Here is a 15,912-nt window from a genome sequence, read left to right on the forward strand (position 1 = left end):
GTGAATGATATTCGCGCTGGTATATCCGAACTGGGACTTTTCAGGCAGCGTTTATTTCGGCTGCAGGGAACCCCATTTCCCGCTTGAGCTTGCCTACTCCGGGGCGCTCCTTGAGATGGCTGGGCACAGGGCGGAGCTCGTAGACGCGCACTCCGAGGGCCTTACGCTGTTTGAGACGAAGAAGCGGGTCGAAGCGCTCAACCCTGACTTCATAGTCATCACAACAGCCCCCGGGTATCTTTTCTGGAGGTGTCCTCAGCCGGAGCTTAAGGTGCCGATGCTCCTTTTCCGTGAGATGGAGGGCATCCCGGCTAAAAAAGTCGGGGTGGGCCCGCATTGCTCGGTAACGCCAACGGCCGCGCTCAAAAAGCTCGGAGCGGATATCGTCGTAATGGGCGAGCCAGAGACGGTCCTCCCTGAGCTTGCGGCAAAAGACCTCGCGGAGATAAGCTCACTTGGCTACGTCTCGTCTACCGGCTTGAAGATCCAGGGCGGGCCAAGGGTGACCGATATGCCGACTCTGCCGCCGCTTAAGTGGCCGTCCAGTTATATCGACATGCACAGGCATCACCATCATCGCTTCGGCGTGCGCCCGGCAGGGGCTGGCGCCGAGGTTGAGTCGTCGCGTGGCTGTCCATATTCATGCACCTTTTGCGCTAAAAAGGAGTTCCGCAATAATTACAGGAAACGCCCACTGCCGGTCGTCCTCGAAGAGATCGACAGGCTTATATCAGACGGGGTCGACTACATCTATTTCATAGACGAAATATTCATGCCAGACAGGAAGCTCCTCGAGGCGCTCGCGTCGAGAAGGCTCTCATTCGGGATACAGACCAGGATCGACCTCTGGAAGACTGATATGCTCGCTCTCCTCGGGGCCGCGGGCTGCGTATCCATAGAGGCCGGGGTGGAAAGCGTCACGGAGGAAGGGCGCGCGCGCCTTAACAAGCGGTGCGCGGTCTCGACAGGTGAGCTTGCGAGCCTCCTTAAAAAAGCCAGAAAGAGCGTGCCGTTCGTTCAGGCCACCTTGCTTGACGCGCACGAGGACGGCCCGGAGGCGGTCGATGCGTGGAGGTCGTACCTCCTAGACGCTGGCATATGGGTAAATAAACCCGTCCCGCTTTTCCCATATCCCGGCTCTGAGGAATATTCACGGAGATGGGGGGATCCGGATGAGTACGCATGGGAGCGCGCGCACGAGCATTACCTCCGGGAGAACCATTCTTTCAGCGACATACAGGACGACAGGCCTGGTCCGTTAAGGGAGCTCGAGAGCATATGAGCGAAGGCAGGATGCCGGAAAAGCTGCTGATGACTACAGACGCCGTTGGCGGGGTCTGGACCTATTCCGTAGAGCTGGCCTCTGCCCTGGCCTCTTCAGGGGTCAAGGTCTTTCTCGCGACCATGGGCCCCGCTGTGACGAGGGCGCAGTTAAAAGAGGCCACGTCAGCCGGTGCAGATCTCTTTGAAAGCGGCTTTAAGCTCGAATGGATGGACGACCCATGGCTTAACGTAGAGCTTGCCGGGAAGTGGCTGCTGAGGATCGAAGAGTACACAATGCCGGATATCGTCCATCTGAACGGGTATTGCCACGGCGCGCTGCCGTGGGTCGCGCCGTGCGTCATAGCCGCCCACTCGTGCGTGCTCTCATGGTGGGAGGCCGTCAGAAGGACGCCCGTCTCTTACGATTGGCGTAGATATGCCGCGGAGGTCGAAAAAGGGCTTAGTGGCGCCCGTGCCGTCGTAGCGCCTACAAACGCGATGCTAAAGAGCCTCAAGAAGCACTATTCCTTCGACGCTCCATCCGATGTCATCCCTAATGGCAGGGACAGCGCCCTTTTCAGGCCCGGTACAAAAAAAGAGGAGTTCATACTCACGGCCGGAAGGCTATGGGACGAGGCCAAGAACATCGAGGCGCTTCAGGGCGCGGCAGGCGGTCTTAGCTGGCCTGTTTACGCGGCAGGGGCGCTTGAGCACGGCGCCGAAAGCTTCAAGGCGGATGGATCGATGAGGATGCTTGGCGCGCTTGGTTCCACCGAGCTTTCAGGATGGATGGCGAGTGCTTCGATATTCGCGCTGCCCGCCCGTTATGAACCCTTCGGTCTTACAATCCTTGAGGCGGCCTTATCCGGGTGCGCCCTTGTACTGGGAGACATACCGAGCTTGAGGGAGACATGGGAGGGGGCGGCTCTCTTTGTAAATCCTGATAAACCCTCAAGCCTTGCCGTGACGCTTGAGTCCCTGTCAGCGGACAAGGCCTTGCGTGAGAGGCTTGGGGCCCTTGCGCGCGACAGGGCCCTTGAGTTTACACCCCAAAGGATGGCGTGGGGTTATATCGACATATACAGGCGTCTCCTTGCAGAAGGCGCTGAAAGGACGGAAAGATGCGTTTCGTGATGTTCTATCAATCCCTTATCTCGGACTGGAACCACGGCAACGCGCACTTCCTGCGCGGCGTGGCAACCGAGCTTCTTTCGAGAGGTCATGAGGTAGAGATATACGAGCCGAGGGACTCATGGAGCTTTAATAACCTTCTATCCGCGCATGGCGACGCGGCGGGGCTTTTCCGGTCCAGGTACCCGATGCTCTCAAGCACGCGTTACGACCTCGGGTCTATAGACCTTGAGGCGGCCATCGACGGCGCTCAAGTAGTGATAGTGCATGAATGGAACGACCATGAGCTTGTAAGGAGGATAGGGAGTTTGCGGCGGAGGTCTTCTTTCCGCCTCTTCTTCCACGACACACACCATCGCTCCGCCACAGAGCCGTGGAACATGGGCGCCTACGACCTTTCAAATTACGACGGGGTGCTCGCCTTCGGCGAGGTGATAAGGGAGACATACCTTGAGCGTGGATGGGCTTCCAGGGCATGGACGTGGCATGAGGCGGCCGACGTGAGGGTCTTCCGCCCGATGCGCAGAGTGAACGAAGGTGACCTCGTATGGATCGGCAACTGGGGCGACGGGGAGAGGAGCGCTGAGATCGATGAGTTTTTTCTGGGGCCGGCAAGGTCCCTGGGCTTGAGGGCGCTGGCTCATGGCGTGAGATACCCGGAGCAGGCGTTAAGGAGGCTGGCTGAGTCGGGGGTCGAGTACAAGGGCTGGCTTCCAAACTTCGAGGTGCCGGGCGTCTTCGCCGCTCACAAGTGTACTGTGCACGTCCCGAGAAGGCCTTATGCAGAGGCCCTTCCAGGGATACCGACAATAAGGGTCTTCGAGGCCCTTGCCTGCGGCATACCGCTTTTATCCGCGCCCTGGGAAGATTCCGAAAGGCTCTTCAGCCCCGGTGATTTTCTCGTCGCCAAGAACGGGCGGGAGATGGAAAGGCTCCTCCGTGATCTTTTGCATGACGAGACCATGAGGAAGGAAATGGCTGCGCGCGGACTTTCAACCGTATTGAGCCGCCACACCTGCGCGAACAGGGTGGATGAGCTCCTCGCGATATGCTCAAGGCTTGATGTGGAGAAGGAGGCATATGAAGCAAGGGCCTGAGATCGCCTTTTTCGGATCAAGCCTCGTTTCAGCGTACTGGAACGGGGCCGCCACCTATTACAGGGGGATAATCAAGGGGCTGCATGAGCTGGGGTACAGGGTCACCTTTTACGAACCGGACGCCTACGACAGGCAGAAGTACAGGGATATAGAAGACCCTCCATGGGCAAAGGTATCGGTATATGAGGCTACCAAGACAGGGGTAGACAGGGCCCTTTCTGAGGCGAGCGGCAGCGCCCTCATCGTAAAGGCAAGCGGCGTGGGTGCTTTCGACGAGTACCTTGAAAAAGCGGTGCTGGAGACCAGGGGTGGACTCGCGGCCTTCTGGGACGTTGACGCGCCGGCGACCATGGAGCGCATGAAGGGCGACCCTTCCGACCCTTTCAGGCCGCTGGTTGAAAAGTACGACCATATATTCACTTACGGGGGCGGCGACCGGGTCGTAGATGAATATTCCAGGCTTGGCGCGGTCGGATGCACCCCCATATACAACGCTCTCGATCCTGAGACCCATTACCCGTCCGACCCGGACGGGATGTTAAGGGCCGACCTCGGTTTCCTGGGCAACCGCATGCCGGACCGCGAGGAAAGGGTCAGGGAATTTTTCTTCAGCGCCGCGTCACTGCTGCCGGACAGAAGATTCCTGCTCGGCGGCAGCGGCTGGGACTCTATCGATATCCCGAACGTCAAATGGCTGGGCCATGTATACACCCATGGGCATAACGCCTTCAATTCGGCGTGCATGGCCGTCCTGAACGTAAACAGGGATTCGATGGCAAGGTACGGTTTCTCACCGCCTACCCGCATATTCGAGGCCGCTGGCGCTGGAGCGTGCATCATTACCGACAGGTGGGATGGCATCGAGACATTCCTCGCACCCGGCAAAGAGGTGCTTGTGGCCGGGAGCGGCAGGGAAGTGGCCGAGCTTCTATCGGGCCTTACGCCTGAAGCCGCCGCCGCGATAGGAAGGAACGCCCTGGCGCGGGTCGCCTCAGAGCATACTTATGGCCACAGGGCAAGGCAGGTCGCAACTGTTTTGAGCTCGCTCCTGGGCGGATGAATCCCGGTTGTCAGGAGGACCTATGGGGCTGCCGCCTCTTAAAATAGTAATGCTGGGCCTGTCGATAACGTCGTCATGGGGCAACGGTCACGCGACCACTTACAGGAGCCTCGTGCGGGAGCTGTCATCGAGGGGGCACGAAGTGCTCTTCCTTGAGCGCGATATGCCCTGGTACCGTGATAACCGCGACCTCCCCAAGCCGCCCTGGTGCAGCACCGGCCTTTACTCATGCACGGATGAGCTTAAAGACCGCTTCGAGGCCGATGTCATGGACGCCGATTTCGTGATGGTAGGCTCCTACGTGCCTGAGGGCGTAACTGTCGCGCGCTGGGCGCTGGATATCGCCAGGGGCGCTACGGCTTTCTACGACATCGACACCCCGGTCACCTTTGCAAAGCTGAGGCTCCGTGATTACGAGTACCTGACACCTGGGCTGATACCGAGGTTCGATATCTACCTCTCTTTTACAGGCGGGCCTATCCTTGAAAGGATCGAAAAGGAGTTTGCCTCTCCGATGGCGAGGCCCCTGTATTGTTCGGTGGATATTGAGGTGTACAGGCCGGAGAAGATGGAGAAGAGGTGGGAAATCGGCTACATAGGTACCTACAGCAAGGACCGCCAGCAGCCTCTGAACAATCTTTTCCTTGAACCGGCGAGAAGGCTCGACGGGAGCTTTGTCGTGGCAGGGCCGCTTTACCCTTGCGATACCGTCTGGCCCGGCAACATTCAAAGGATAGAGCACCTGCCCCCGGGACAGCACCGCTCCTTTTACGGCTCCATGAAGTATACGATGAATATCACCAGGGCTCAAATGATCAGGGCCGGCTACTCCCCGAGTGTGCGCCTCTTTGAGGCCGCCGCGTGCGCCACCCCGGTGATCTCCGATTACTGGACCGGGCTGGACTGTTTTTTCAGCCCCGGCAAGGAGATACTCGTTACGCGAAGCGCCGAGGATACGATACGCCACCTTCGCGAAATACCGGAGGAGGAGAGGGTAAAGATAGGCGAGAGGGCACGGGCAAGGGTGCTCGCAGGGCACACCTCCGTCCACCGAGTGGATGAGCTTGAGAGTTACCTGGGGAGCGTACTTAATAAACAGGAGGTACTCAAATGACACACCATGAGCCCAAATACTGGAGAGCAATGGAAAAGGTGAACGTTGGCAGGGCTGAGCGCGTGGCCTCTTTTCTCTTTGGCGGTTATCTGGCTGCCGGAGCCTTGAGGAAAGGGCGCCTCGGCGCCTTTCTATCACTCCTTACCGGCGGCTATCTCATATACAGGGGCGGCACAGGCCATTGCGCGCTCTACGAGAGGCTTGGCATAGATACCTCAGGCGGCCCTGTGGAGCTCGATGAGACGGTTACCATCAACAGGCCCGCCTATGAGATCTACAGGTACTGGAGGAACCTCGCCAACCTGCCTGAGTTCATGAGCCATCTTGAGGAGGTCAAGGTCATAGACGACAGGCGTTCGCACTGGGTCGCCAGCGTTGACGGCGCGAGGATAGAGTGGGATTCGGAGATAACAGGGGAAAGGGAGAACGAGTATATAGCATGGAAGTCGCTTCCCTTCTCCGACATAGACGCCGAGGGGCTCGTCGAGTTCAGGACCGCGCCCGGCCACAGGGGAACGGAGCTGAGGGTGCGTATGATCTACAACCTGCCGGGTGGAGCGAAAGGCGCGGTGCAAAGGCTCCTTGGCGCGGTCTCCTTCAGGGAGCTGAGGGAGGAGCTTCTCAAGTTCAAGCAGTCCATGGAGGCGGTACCTCCGCCAGGCCGCGCGATGGGAGAATGAGGAAAGGCGGCAGGCGTTAAAGCGGCAGCTTCGGCCATGATCGGCTGATCTATCTTGCCCCGCGGGGAGGGGAGATGAAGCTCGTGGTATTCGGACTTACGATCAGCTCCTCATGGGGCAACGGGCACGCGACCATCTGGCGGGGGCTTCTGAGCGCCCTCTTCCAAAGGGGGCACAGGGCCGTCTTCTTCGAGAAGGACGCGCCCTACTACGCCTCGCACAGGGACATGGCCGAAGCGCCATGGGCGGAGCTCGTCATCTACAGCCGATGGGAGGATGTAAGGAAGAGGGCAGAAAGCGAGCTAAAGGGCGCGGACGTCGGTATGGTCACTTCGTACTGCCCGGACGGACGGAGCGCCTCCGAACTTGTGCTATCCTCAGGCGCGCGCCTGAGCTCTTTTTATGACCTTGATACCCCGGTTACGATCAAGAACCTGGAAGCTGGACGCCAGGTATGCTACCTGCCAGAAGACGGGCTCGGCGGGTTTGATATCGTCTTGAGCTACACGGGGGGCAGGACGTTGAAATACTTAAGCGATATCCTTGGCGCCAGAAACATAGCGCCGCTTTACGGCAGCGTCGACCCTTTTGCGCATGCCCCTGCCCAAAAGGCAGATGAGTACATGGCTGACCTTTCATACCTGGGGACCTTTGCGGAGGACAGGCAGGAGGCCCTTTTAAAGTTCTTTGTAGAGCCGGCGAGAAGGTTTCCGCAGAAAAAATTCGTATTGGGCGGGTCGCTATACCCGGAAGAGTTTCCGTGGACGGAGAACATCTATTTCGCGCGCCATGTGCCTCCGCCGAGGCACCCGGCCTTCTATTCATCAGCCGCCTTGACGCTCAATATCACAAGGGGCGCGATGGCGGAGACCGGCTGGTGCCCGTCCGGCAGGCTCTTCGAGGCTGCCGCGTGCGGAAGTCCCATGGTGAGCGACTGGTGGGAGGGTATCGACACTTTTTTTACGCCTGGCTCTGAGGTCGTTATCGTGGAGAGCACCGACGACGTGGTAGAGGCGCTTAAGATGGATGACGATGAAAGGCTTAAGATAGCGAGAAGGGCGAGGCAGAGGGCGCTCGCGGAGCATACTTCTTTTGAGAGGGCCGCCGAGTTCGAGAGGATAATGGAAGAGGCGCTGCGGCGCAAGGTGCACTCATGTGGGGGATAATCCCTGCCGCTGGCTCCGGCTCAAGGATACAGCCGCTGGCATTCTCAAAAGAACTGCTGCCCGTCGGGAGCCGCCTCGAAGGCGCTATCGAGCGCCCCAGGGCCGTAAGCGAATACCTTGTTGACCGCATGCTCAACGCTGGCGCCGAGAAGATTTGCTTCGTAATCTCTCCAGGCAAGTCGGACATACTGGAGTACTACGGCGGAAGCATGGGAGAGGCCGACATATGTTACGTCGTGCAGCCGGAGCCGCTGGGGTTGTGCGATTCGATATTCAGGGCCATGCCGCTCATAAGGCCTGACGAGTACGTGCTGGTGGGCCTGCCAGACACGATCTGGTTCCCGGAGGACGGGTTCAGCGCGCTCGGTGACGAGGGGCTTTCTTTCCTCTTGTTCCCGGTTAAAAGGCCGGAGTACTTCGACGCCGTGGTCATAGACGGAGGCGGGAGGGTGCTTGAGATACAGGTAAAAAGGAAGAGGCCCACGACCAGGTGGGTCTGGGGCTCCTTCAAGCTCCTTGGTTCGGTCTTTATCGACCTGCACGCCCTGTGGCTTGAGCATGGCAGGAAAGACGAGTACATAGGCACGCTGGTCAACAGATACATATCAGGTGGCGGCGAGGCGGTCGGGGTGCGGGCCGGAAGCTCATACGTCGACGTCGGCACGATCAACGGCTACAGGGAGGCGATAAGGCTCCTGAGCCTGCCAGGAAGGCCCAGAGGAGATAGATGATGGAAGATGAGCTTACGCCGGATGAGATAGCAAGACGCGTTGAAAGACTCGGCCCATGGTTCCAGAATATCGACCTCAAGGGGGTTCTGACCTCGCCAGAGCACTTCCTTGGCGACTACCCCATGTACAAGTGGAAGCGGTTCGCGCATGCCGTCCCAGGTGACTTAAGCGGCAGGAGCGTGCTCGATATAGGCTGCAACGCCGGTTTTTATTCGATCGAGATGAAAAGGAGGGGGGCGTCCAGGGTGCTCGCGATAGATATTGACGATGACTACCTCGCGCAGGCCAGCTTTGCCGCGAGCGTCCTTGGGGCCGACATAGAGTTCAGGAATATGTCCGTTTACGGCCTTTCAGGGCTTGATGAGAGGTTCGACCTGGTCTTGTTTTTGGGGGTCTTCTATCATCTGAGGCACCCGCTATTAGCGCTTGACCTCGTATATGAGCACGCGGCGGCGGACTTGCTCGTCTTCCAGTCGATGCTGAGGGGCGGTAGATCCGTGGAAGGGATAGATGACGATTATCCGTTCAACGAGACCCAGGTCTTTGAGCGCCCCGGTTTTCCGAGGATGCATTTCATAGAGAAGAATTACTCCGGCGACCCGACCAACTGGTGGCTTCCGAACAGGGCGTGCGCAGAGGCCATGCTGAGGAGCTCCGGATTTGAGGTGATAGACAACCCTGAGAGCGAGGTCTTTATCTGCCGCAGGGGCGAGAGGCGGTGGGCGCTGCCATGATAGAGGCGGTCATGTTCTGGAATGAGCCCAATAACCTTTCGCACTGGGACTTTCACCTCGACCCGGGCTGGAGAATATACTCGCGCATGGTAAGGTCCGCCGCCCGGGCGGTTGAGGCTGAACAGAGCTCTCTTATAAAGGTCCTTGGCGGCATATCCCCGATAGACCCGGACTTTATCCGTAACCTCAAGGGGCAGGGCGTCCTTGATGAGATGGACGCCATAGCCGTTCACGGCTTTCCGCTCGACTGGAACCACTGGATGATAGACGAGTGGCCGGAGAAGCTCGCCGGGATCAAGGCCACCTCCGACCTCCCTGTATGGGTCTCGGAGGCCGGGGTTTCGAGCTTCGGGGCGGAGGAGGTCCAGGAGTTCGGGCTCAGGCGCTCCGCAGAGCTCCTTATCGGCAGGGCTGAGAGGGTCCACTGGTACAGCCTCTACGACCTGCCGAAGGCCTGGCCTGCCACGACCAGGCACCGCGAGGCCGAAGGGTCGGCATACTACCGCCATTTCTACATGGGGTTGCTCCGCGAGGACGGCACGCCAAAAAAGGCGCTCGATATCTTCGCCAGTTACGCTCCGGCCCTCGGCATCTGCCAATGGTTCCATTTCGAGGACCCGAGGCTCCTCGGCGCCGTCGAGTGGCTTAAAAGGCTTGGAGTCAAAAAGTTACGCACCGGGCTCAGCTGGGCCGACAGCTTAAGGCCCGGCGCTCTATCCTGGTTCGACAGGCAGATGAAGGCGATAGAGGACTTTGACGTGACAGTGACCTTCTGCTTCACGCCAGAGGAAAAGGGGATAAAGCCGCACCATACTTCCCCGCCGCAAAGGATCGAGGAGTACGCGGATTTCTGCTCCGCGATGGTGAGGAGATATGCGCGCAAGGGAGTTTAGGTTCATAAAGACGTCCATGGTGGGCTATGCCCGCGAGCTTGTAAAGGATATCTTCGGGGCAAGGGTCCTCATAGTCGCGGCCCATCCTGATGATGAGGCCGCTGGCGCGGGCGCCCTCTACAAGTACCTTGATAAGGCGGTCTTCGTCCACGTAACCGACGGTGCTCCGCGAGACCTCGTAGACGCGGCCTCCCACGGCTTCAAGTCAGCCGGTGAATACGCGAAGGCGAGAAGGAACGAGCTTTTTAAGGCGCTCTCTTTCGCCGGCATAGGCCCTGAAGACTGCCTCGAGGTGGGGATACCGGACCAGGAGGCCGGCTTCAACCTCGCCGGGCTGGCGTTGAAGCTAAAGGAGATGATCGGCATGACCGAGCCCGAGTCGGTGATGGCGCACACGTACGAGGGCGGTCACCCGGACCATGATTCGGTCTCTTTCGGCGTAGCCGCCGCTGTGGCGTTGCTTAAAAAGGAAGGGGCCGAGGCGCCGCCGATAATAGAGTACCCCTTGTATCACGCGGTTGAGGGGAGGCTCAGGGTATTCGAGTTCCTGCCCAGGGAGGGTGTCGAGGATATAACGGTCATACTCACCGAAGAGGAGAAGCGGTTTAAAGAGAAGATGATGGACAGCTTCACCACGCAGGCCGGTGTCTTGAGGGTCTTTCCATTTGAATTTGAGAGGTTCAGGCCTGCCCCGCGCTACGACTTCGCGGCGCCACCGCATGAGGGCGGGCTTTATTATGAGCGGTTTAACTGGGGCATCGACGGAAGAGTTTGGCGCGAGCTTGCCTCAAAGGCGATAAAAGAGCTTGGGATAGAGGGGCTTTTATGAATCCCACCGTCCTCGGGGTCTCGTTCCCGTTCGCCAGGGTAAGTCCGGATACGCCCGGGGGAGCCGAACAGGTCCTGTTGACGCTTGATAGCGAGCTTTCAGCCAGGGGCTGGGGGTCGGTCGTAGTCGCCCCGGAAGGGTCCAGGGTGGAAGGCACTCTGGTGCCGACACCTTATGTATGGGGGCGTATTGACGCTCAGGTCCGCTCCTACATGCATGAGCTTTACAGGAAGAGCATAGGATTTGCGGTCAAGCATTGGAAGATAGACCTTGTGCACATGCACGGGCTCGATTTTTTCGAATACATGCCGAGAGATGGCGTACCTGCGCTCGTAACGCTCCACCTGCCTGTATCCTGGTACCCTGAAGAAGCGCTCTTGACATCAAGGCCGCTCACTTTTTTTAATTGCGTCTCAAGGAGCCAGGAGCGTACATGCCCTGAAGGGATCAATCTTGCCGGTGTAATAACGAACGGTGTCCCCGTGGAGAGGTTCTCGACAGGCATAACACGGAGGAACTACGCCCTTGCCATGGGCAGGATCTGCCCGGAGAAGGGCTTCCACCATGCCATAGACGCGGCAAGGATGGCAAGAGTCCCTATCGTTATAGCGGGTGCGGTATTCCGCTACGAGGAGCATGAGGAGTACTTCAGGAAGGAGATATCCCCGAGGGTCGACGGCAGGAGCTGCGTCTTCGCCGGGCTGGCTGGTTTTCCAAGGAAAAGGCGTCTGCTTGCCGGGGCCAGGTGCGTCCTTATCCCGTCGCTCGTGCCTGAGACGAGCTCGCTTGTGGCGATGGAGGCCCTTGCCTCCGGCACGCCTGTAGTGGCCTTCCGGCAAGGCGCCCTGACAGAGATAGTCGAGCATGGCAGGACCGGTTTCCTCGTAGACGGCGTAGGCGAGATGGCCGATGCTATCGCCTACGCCGACACCATATCGCGTGATGAATGCAGGGCAGCCGCTCATGGCTTTTCATCGGTTGAGATGGCGGATAAGTATATCGATCTCTATTCAAGGATCGCGGCATCGAAGCGGAGCGGAGGAAGCGGTGTCATTGAGCTTTAGGTTTATTATCGATGAGATAACTACGCTTGAAGGCCTTGAAGGTATCGCGCCCGCCTGGGAGGAGCTTTTCGAGGCATGCCCCATGGCAACCCCCTTCCAGTCCCCACGTTGGCTTATCCCCTGGTCGAGGCACCTTGATGACGGCAGCCCTTTCGCGCTCGCCTTGAGAGGCGGCGGCGCGCTCGCTGGCCTCGCCACGTTCACGTTGAAGGGCGAAGAGCTATTCTTCTCAGGCACAGGGGTCTCCGATTACCTCGACATATTATCTCTTCCAGGGCTTGAGGAGGAAGCGGCGATGGCGGTCGTTGAATACCTTTCACTATCGAAGGGCCGGTGGAGAAGATGCGACCTGCGCGAGCTTAAGCCCTCGTCAGCCATGCTTTCACCGAAGGTCTTGAATTCAGCAGATGCGGAAAAAATCGCGGGAAAGCCCTGCCTGTCGATCGATCTGCCATCGACCTTTGATGAGTTGATCGGAAAGCGCGGCTCAAAGGGAAGAAACGGCGCCAAGCGTACTAGAAAAAAGCTGGACAGGAGCGCTTCTATTTCAGTCGAGACAGCCTCCATGGGCGACCTTCCAGAGTTCCTCGAATCTTTTTTCACGCTTCACCTGAGGAGATGGAATTCGCTCGGCCGGAAGGGTGTTCTTGAGGGCGCTGAGATAAGGTCCTTTCACAACGAGGCGGCAGCCGGGTTTCTTCATAAGGGGCTTCTGCGGTTATACAGGATGAGGTACCAGGGGAGCGACATGGCAGCGTTGTACTCATTTTTGCATAGAGGACGGATGTACGCGTACCTAAGCGGCTTTGAGCCGGACCTTGCCGCCTTAAGCCCCGGCGCCCGCATGCTCGAATACGCGGTAGAGGACGCTATAAGGGCAGGGGCCAAAGAGGTCGATTTTTTAAGGGGCGCCGAAAGCTATAAGTACGTCTGGATGCCAAAGGAGAGCAGGAACTACATGTTGGTCATACAGGGGAAAGATCGATGATCGTGTACAGGAAGTCTGAAGAGGAGATTGAGACACGCCATTTGGCGATGGAGATATTGCGGATGGCGGAAGGCGTAAAGGACGGTTGTACCCACGAGGCCGCAACAGAGCTTATGATCGAGTTGGGCAGGCTGGAATCGGGCATAGCCGACAGCCTCTTCCATGAAAGGGACGGCGTAAACGAGATAAGCGCGGCCATGAGGAAGGCTTCGACCGCCGCCGGGCACGTATTCAGGGCCTCCTGGGAGGGAAGGGGCGCTGAAGTATCGTCATGGTCTGACGTCTTGACGGCCCAACTCGTGAGTATACTCTCCATGCCTCTGCCCGGAAGGATCAAGACGAGGCTACCGGAGGGATATGCCCATTACGGGCTCTTTCCTGAGGTCTATCTGCAAGCGGCGCGCGATTTCTTCGAGGACAGGAGGCCCGCTCAAGCAGTATGCATAGGCCTCCGGAGCATAGGGACAAGTCTCTCGTCTGTCGTGGCCGCCACCCTTGAGTCCCTTGGGTGTGACGTTATGTCATTTACATTAAGGCCCAGGGGCCATCCTTTCAGCAGAAAGGCGCTCCTTATGCCTGAGCTTGAGGAGGTTGTCACGGGTCTCAAGGGGAGCTTCTTTTTATTGGTGGACGAGGGGCCGGGGCTCAGTGGCACGTCTTTCTCCTCGGTGGCCCAAAGGTTATCCCGGCTGGGTGTCCCTGACGGGAATATCATCATCTTCCCAAGCTGGGAACCGGACGGCAGCTCTTTCATCTCAGGGGAAGCAAGGCAGAGGTGGGGCAGGCACGCCAGGTATGTCTCATATTTCGAGGATATATGGGTCAGGAGCGGAAGGCTCCAGATGGAAACCGGCCTTGTTGGGCCGCTTAAGGACATATCGGCTGGCATGTGGAGGGGGTTTTTCTACAATGATGAGGATTGCCCGGCCGTACACCCGAGGCATGAGAGGAGAAAATATATGGTAGGCGAGCCTGGGGAGGCTGGTTCCGTGATGCTCAAGTTCGCCGGCCACGGCAGGTTCGGCGCCTCGAAGGCAGCGAGGGCGGCGCGGCTCTCTCAAGCAGGTTTCACCATGCCGGTAAAGGGCTTTACAAACGGTTTCATATTAAGTGATTTCGTTCCGGGAAGGCCCGTTACCGCAAAGGATGTAAACCAGCTCCTGCTCGACCAGATGGCCGGCTATCTCGCCTTTGTGAAGCAGAACTTCCCGGCCCAGGGCAGGATGAGTTTTGATGAGTTCGTCCAGATGGCCGTTCGCAATATCACCCTCGGCCTCGGCGAGGACTGGGCAAAGCCGGCGGCTCGCCTTGAGGGGTTTAAAGGGGAATATGCCGGTCATGAGGCGGTGCAGATAGACGGCAGGATGTTCCCGTTCGAGTGGCTGCTTACAGGTAAAGGCTACAGGAAGACGGATTGCCTCGACCACCATCTCGACCAGTTCGTCCCCTCTTCCCAGGATATAGCATGGGACTTAAGTATGACAGCCGTCGAGTTCGAGATGAATCCGATGGAGCAGAGCTATTTCGTAGGCAGGTATTCCGCCGCAGCCGGCGACCACGTAAGTCATGAGCGCCTGAGATTTTATACTATCGCCTATCTCGCGTTCAGGCTCGGCTACTCTACCTTCGCGTCGATCGAGCTTGCGGGGAGCGCTGACGGTCAGAGGTTTACGACCCTTCGGCACCGTTATGCCTCGGCGCTTAAAAGGGAGCTTCTATGGCTTGAGGACTAAATGATGAAGATAGACCTCCACAACCATTCTTTCACTCATGAGAGCTCTTCTGAGCCTCAAGATACGATCGAGGCGGCGATAGGCGCTGGTCTCGACGGAATAGCCTTTACAGAGCACAACTCCTACTCTGCTTCGGACATGGCCGAGGAGCTTAAAGAGAGGTTCGAGGGGAGGATAAGGATATTCAGGGGCGCGGAATATGACGCGGCTGAAGGGCATGTGCTCATATTCGGGATAACCGACGATAGCTTCATGGGCCTCGGCATGTACGCTCCTGTCTCTGAGCTTATAAAATACGTCACGCCGAAAGGCGCCGCCGTCATCGCGGCCCATCCTTTCAGGGGATGGGGCCTGTTCAAGGCCGACCTCGCCTCTGTCCACGGCTTGTGTGCCGTTGAGGCCTTCAACGGGCACAACACCCCTGAGGAGAATGAAAAGGCCATGGTCGTGGCCGCCTCGATCGGCATCCCCGCCACAGGCGGAAGCGACTCGCACGGCAAGGAGGACGTTGGAAGATGCTATACCGAGTTCCAGGACGAGGTCACATACGAGAACTTCGTCTCGTTGCTGAGGGGTGGGCGCTACAGGGGCGTGTGCGGCAGGCCTTGAACGCTTTTTGCCTTCTCCTTCTCGCGCCGTCCCTGCTCTTTGTGCTGGCCGGTTGCGGTAGGGGCTGGGCAGGGATAGAGGTCAAGGGGATAGGGCTGACCCAGGACAACGAGGCCGCGGTCATACGGCTTTCTGAGACCAGGCCTGGCGGACTCGACGATGCGCTTTCCGGGAGCGAAAGGGTCTTTATCCTCCATGAGAAGTCCGGGATTTTTATAAGTTCTCCACTGATAAAAGACGCGCCAAAGGAGAGCATCACATTTCCCAATCATGGAAAAATATTCAAAAAAGGTGACAGCGTGCATGTCGTCATCGGAGGATTTTCATCAGCCCCGGTGGTCCTTGAGTGATAGCTTGAATAATGAGGGCAAGGCCAGCCCAGGTATTTTTCGATCTGGGCAGGGTTGCCCGATATCGTCTTGTCAGATTTGAGGTAAGGGTTTCAAATGCTTCAATTTTTATGAAGAATACCCTTGACAGCCATTTGCAGAATAGATAAAATCCAATGCTGCCCAAAAGACCTGTATTCTTAATGATTCGCTACAGGCATCGTTTGGAGCCAGTTCTTAAAAAATGTTTTGAAATACCGGCGTTTTTATGTGAAAATTGTAAGATTGAAAAGGGGCCTGACCCTGTTTTGCGGCTCCCGATTCGATATATAGGCGCGTAGCTCAGGGGTAGAGCGCTACCTTGACACGGTAGAGGTCGGCGGTTCGAAACCGCCCGTGCCTACCATTGCTGTAATCAAGGTGTCATCGGTCAGGTTGGCTTAAGGGCTATTTCTGACGGATGACGCCTTTTATTGATTTCAAGTATGGCC

Annotated in this window: 16 protein-coding genes and 1 tRNA gene; all 17 read left to right on the forward strand. The window is 57.9% G+C overall.

The window, feature by feature from the left end; all coding sequences use genetic code 11:
• Nucleotides 1-4: 4 nt before the first annotated feature.
• Nucleotides 5-1,282: a B12-binding domain/radical SAM domain-containing protein gene (locus A2V21_312535; protein ID OIJ72670.1), complete on the forward strand. Its 1,278-nt coding sequence runs from the start codon at nt 5-7 to the stop codon at nt 1,280-1,282.
• 11 nt (nt 1,283-1,293) lie between these two features.
• Nucleotides 1,294-2,397, forward strand: a complete 1,104-nt coding sequence (locus A2V21_312540) for a hypothetical protein (protein OIJ72770.1) — start codon at nt 1,294-1,296, stop codon at nt 2,395-2,397.
• A complete protein-coding gene (locus A2V21_312545; protein OIJ72671.1) occupies nt 2,385-3,491 on the forward strand; it encodes a glycosyltransferase in 1,107 nt (368 codons plus the stop codon). The genes A2V21_312540 and A2V21_312545 overlap by 13 nt, the downstream gene beginning before the upstream one ends.
• Nucleotides 3,475-4,551, forward strand: a complete 1,077-nt coding sequence (locus A2V21_312550; GenBank protein ID OIJ72672.1) for a hypothetical protein — start codon at nt 3,475-3,477, stop codon at nt 4,549-4,551. Before A2V21_312545 ends, A2V21_312550 begins: the two co-directional genes overlap by 17 nt.
• A 22-nt stretch (nt 4,552-4,573) precedes the next feature.
• Complete coding sequence (locus tag A2V21_312555; GenBank protein OIJ72673.1) at nt 4,574-5,665, forward strand: glycosyltransferase; 1,092 nt, start codon at nt 4,574-4,576, stop codon at nt 5,663-5,665.
• Between the two features lie 29 nt (nt 5,666-5,694).
• On the forward strand, nt 5,695-6,345 hold the full coding sequence (locus A2V21_312560; protein OIJ72771.1) for a hypothetical protein: 651 nt from the start codon (nt 5,695-5,697) through the stop codon (nt 6,343-6,345).
• Nucleotides 6,346-6,419: 74 nt separating this feature from the next.
• Entirely contained in the window at nt 6,420-7,511 is a 1,092-nt protein-coding gene (locus tag A2V21_312565) for a glycosyltransferase (protein ID OIJ72674.1), read from the forward strand.
• Nucleotides 7,499-8,242 carry a nucleotidyltransferase gene (locus tag A2V21_312570; GenBank protein ID OIJ72675.1) on the forward strand — a complete coding sequence of 248 codons (744 nt, stop codon included), beginning with the start codon at nt 7,499-7,501 and terminating at the stop codon, nt 8,240-8,242. Before A2V21_312565 ends, A2V21_312570 begins: the two co-directional genes overlap by 13 nt.
• Complete coding sequence (locus A2V21_312575; protein ID OIJ72676.1) at nt 8,239-8,976, forward strand: methyltransferase, TIGR04290 family; 738 nt, start codon at nt 8,239-8,241, stop codon at nt 8,974-8,976. The genes A2V21_312570 and A2V21_312575 overlap by 4 nt, the downstream gene beginning before the upstream one ends.
• 11 nt (nt 8,977-8,987) lie before the next feature.
• Nucleotides 8,988-9,869 (forward strand): beta-xylosidase, encoded by an 882-nt coding sequence (locus A2V21_312580; protein OIJ72772.1) that lies wholly within the window; start codon nt 8,988-8,990, stop codon nt 9,867-9,869.
• Nucleotides 9,850-10,698, forward strand: a complete 849-nt coding sequence (locus A2V21_312585; GenBank protein ID OIJ72677.1) for a hypothetical protein — start codon at nt 9,850-9,852, stop codon at nt 10,696-10,698. Before A2V21_312580 ends, A2V21_312585 begins: the two co-directional genes overlap by 20 nt.
• Nucleotides 10,695-11,762, forward strand: coding sequence for a hypothetical protein (locus tag A2V21_312590; protein ID OIJ72678.1), 1,068 nt, complete (start codon nt 10,695-10,697; stop codon nt 11,760-11,762). Before A2V21_312585 ends, A2V21_312590 begins: the two co-directional genes overlap by 4 nt.
• Nucleotides 11,752-12,750, forward strand: coding sequence for a hypothetical protein (locus tag A2V21_312595; GenBank protein ID OIJ72679.1), 999 nt, complete (start codon nt 11,752-11,754; stop codon nt 12,748-12,750). Before A2V21_312590 ends, A2V21_312595 begins: the two co-directional genes overlap by 11 nt.
• A complete protein-coding gene (locus A2V21_312600) occupies nt 12,747-14,483 on the forward strand; it encodes a hypothetical protein (protein ID OIJ72680.1) in 1,737 nt (578 codons plus the stop codon). Before A2V21_312595 ends, A2V21_312600 begins: the two co-directional genes overlap by 4 nt.
• Nucleotides 14,484-15,092 (forward strand): hypothetical protein, encoded by a 609-nt coding sequence (locus A2V21_312605; protein OIJ72681.1) that lies wholly within the window; start codon nt 14,484-14,486, stop codon nt 15,090-15,092.
• Nucleotides 15,077-15,442, forward strand: a complete 366-nt coding sequence (locus A2V21_312610) for a hypothetical protein (GenBank protein OIJ72682.1) — start codon at nt 15,077-15,079, stop codon at nt 15,440-15,442. Before A2V21_312605 ends, A2V21_312610 begins: the two co-directional genes overlap by 16 nt.
• A gap of 310 nt (nt 15,443-15,752) precedes the next feature.
• A tRNA-Val gene (locus A2V21_312615) sits at nt 15,753-15,827 on the forward strand.
• The last annotated feature ends 85 nt before the right edge of the window (nt 15,828-15,912 follow it).

This window comes from Deltaproteobacteria bacterium GWC2_55_46, assembly GCA_001595385.3.
Lineage (GTDB): Bacteria > Desulfobacterota > GWC2-55-46 > GWC2-55-46 > GWC2-55-46 > UBA5799.

Coding starts and splice junctions, on each gene's coding strand:
- A2V21_312590 (OIJ72678.1), top strand. CDS start 10,695: ATGAATCCCACCGTCCTCGGGGTCTCGTTCCCGTTCGCCAGGGTAAGT.
- A2V21_312585 (OIJ72677.1), top strand. CDS start 9,850: ATGCGCGCAAGGGAGTTTAGGTTCATAAAGACGTCCATGGTGGGCTAT.
- A2V21_312545 (OIJ72671.1), top strand. CDS start 2,385: ATGCGTTTCGTGATGTTCTATCAATCCCTTATCTCGGACTGGAACCAC.
- A2V21_312555 (OIJ72673.1), top strand. CDS start 4,574: ATGGGGCTGCCGCCTCTTAAAATAGTAATGCTGGGCCTGTCGATAACG.
- A2V21_312560 (OIJ72771.1), top strand. CDS start 5,695: ATGGAAAAGGTGAACGTTGGCAGGGCTGAGCGCGTGGCCTCTTTTCTC.
- A2V21_312550 (OIJ72672.1), top strand. CDS start 3,475: ATGAAGCAAGGGCCTGAGATCGCCTTTTTCGGATCAAGCCTCGTTTCA.
- A2V21_312605 (OIJ72681.1), top strand. CDS start 14,484: ATGATGAAGATAGACCTCCACAACCATTCTTTCACTCATGAGAGCTCT.
- A2V21_312575 (OIJ72676.1), top strand. CDS start 8,239: ATGATGGAAGATGAGCTTACGCCGGATGAGATAGCAAGACGCGTTGAA.
- A2V21_312565 (OIJ72674.1), top strand. CDS start 6,420: ATGAAGCTCGTGGTATTCGGACTTACGATCAGCTCCTCATGGGGCAAC.
- A2V21_312600 (OIJ72680.1), top strand. CDS start 12,747: ATGATCGTGTACAGGAAGTCTGAAGAGGAGATTGAGACACGCCATTTG.
- A2V21_312540 (OIJ72770.1), top strand. CDS start 1,294: ATGCCGGAAAAGCTGCTGATGACTACAGACGCCGTTGGCGGGGTCTGG.
- A2V21_312570 (OIJ72675.1), top strand. CDS start 7,499: ATGTGGGGGATAATCCCTGCCGCTGGCTCCGGCTCAAGGATACAGCCG.
- A2V21_312580 (OIJ72772.1), top strand. CDS start 8,988: ATGTTCTGGAATGAGCCCAATAACCTTTCGCACTGGGACTTTCACCTC.
- A2V21_312535 (OIJ72670.1), top strand. CDS start 5: ATGATATTCGCGCTGGTATATCCGAACTGGGACTTTTCAGGCAGCGTT.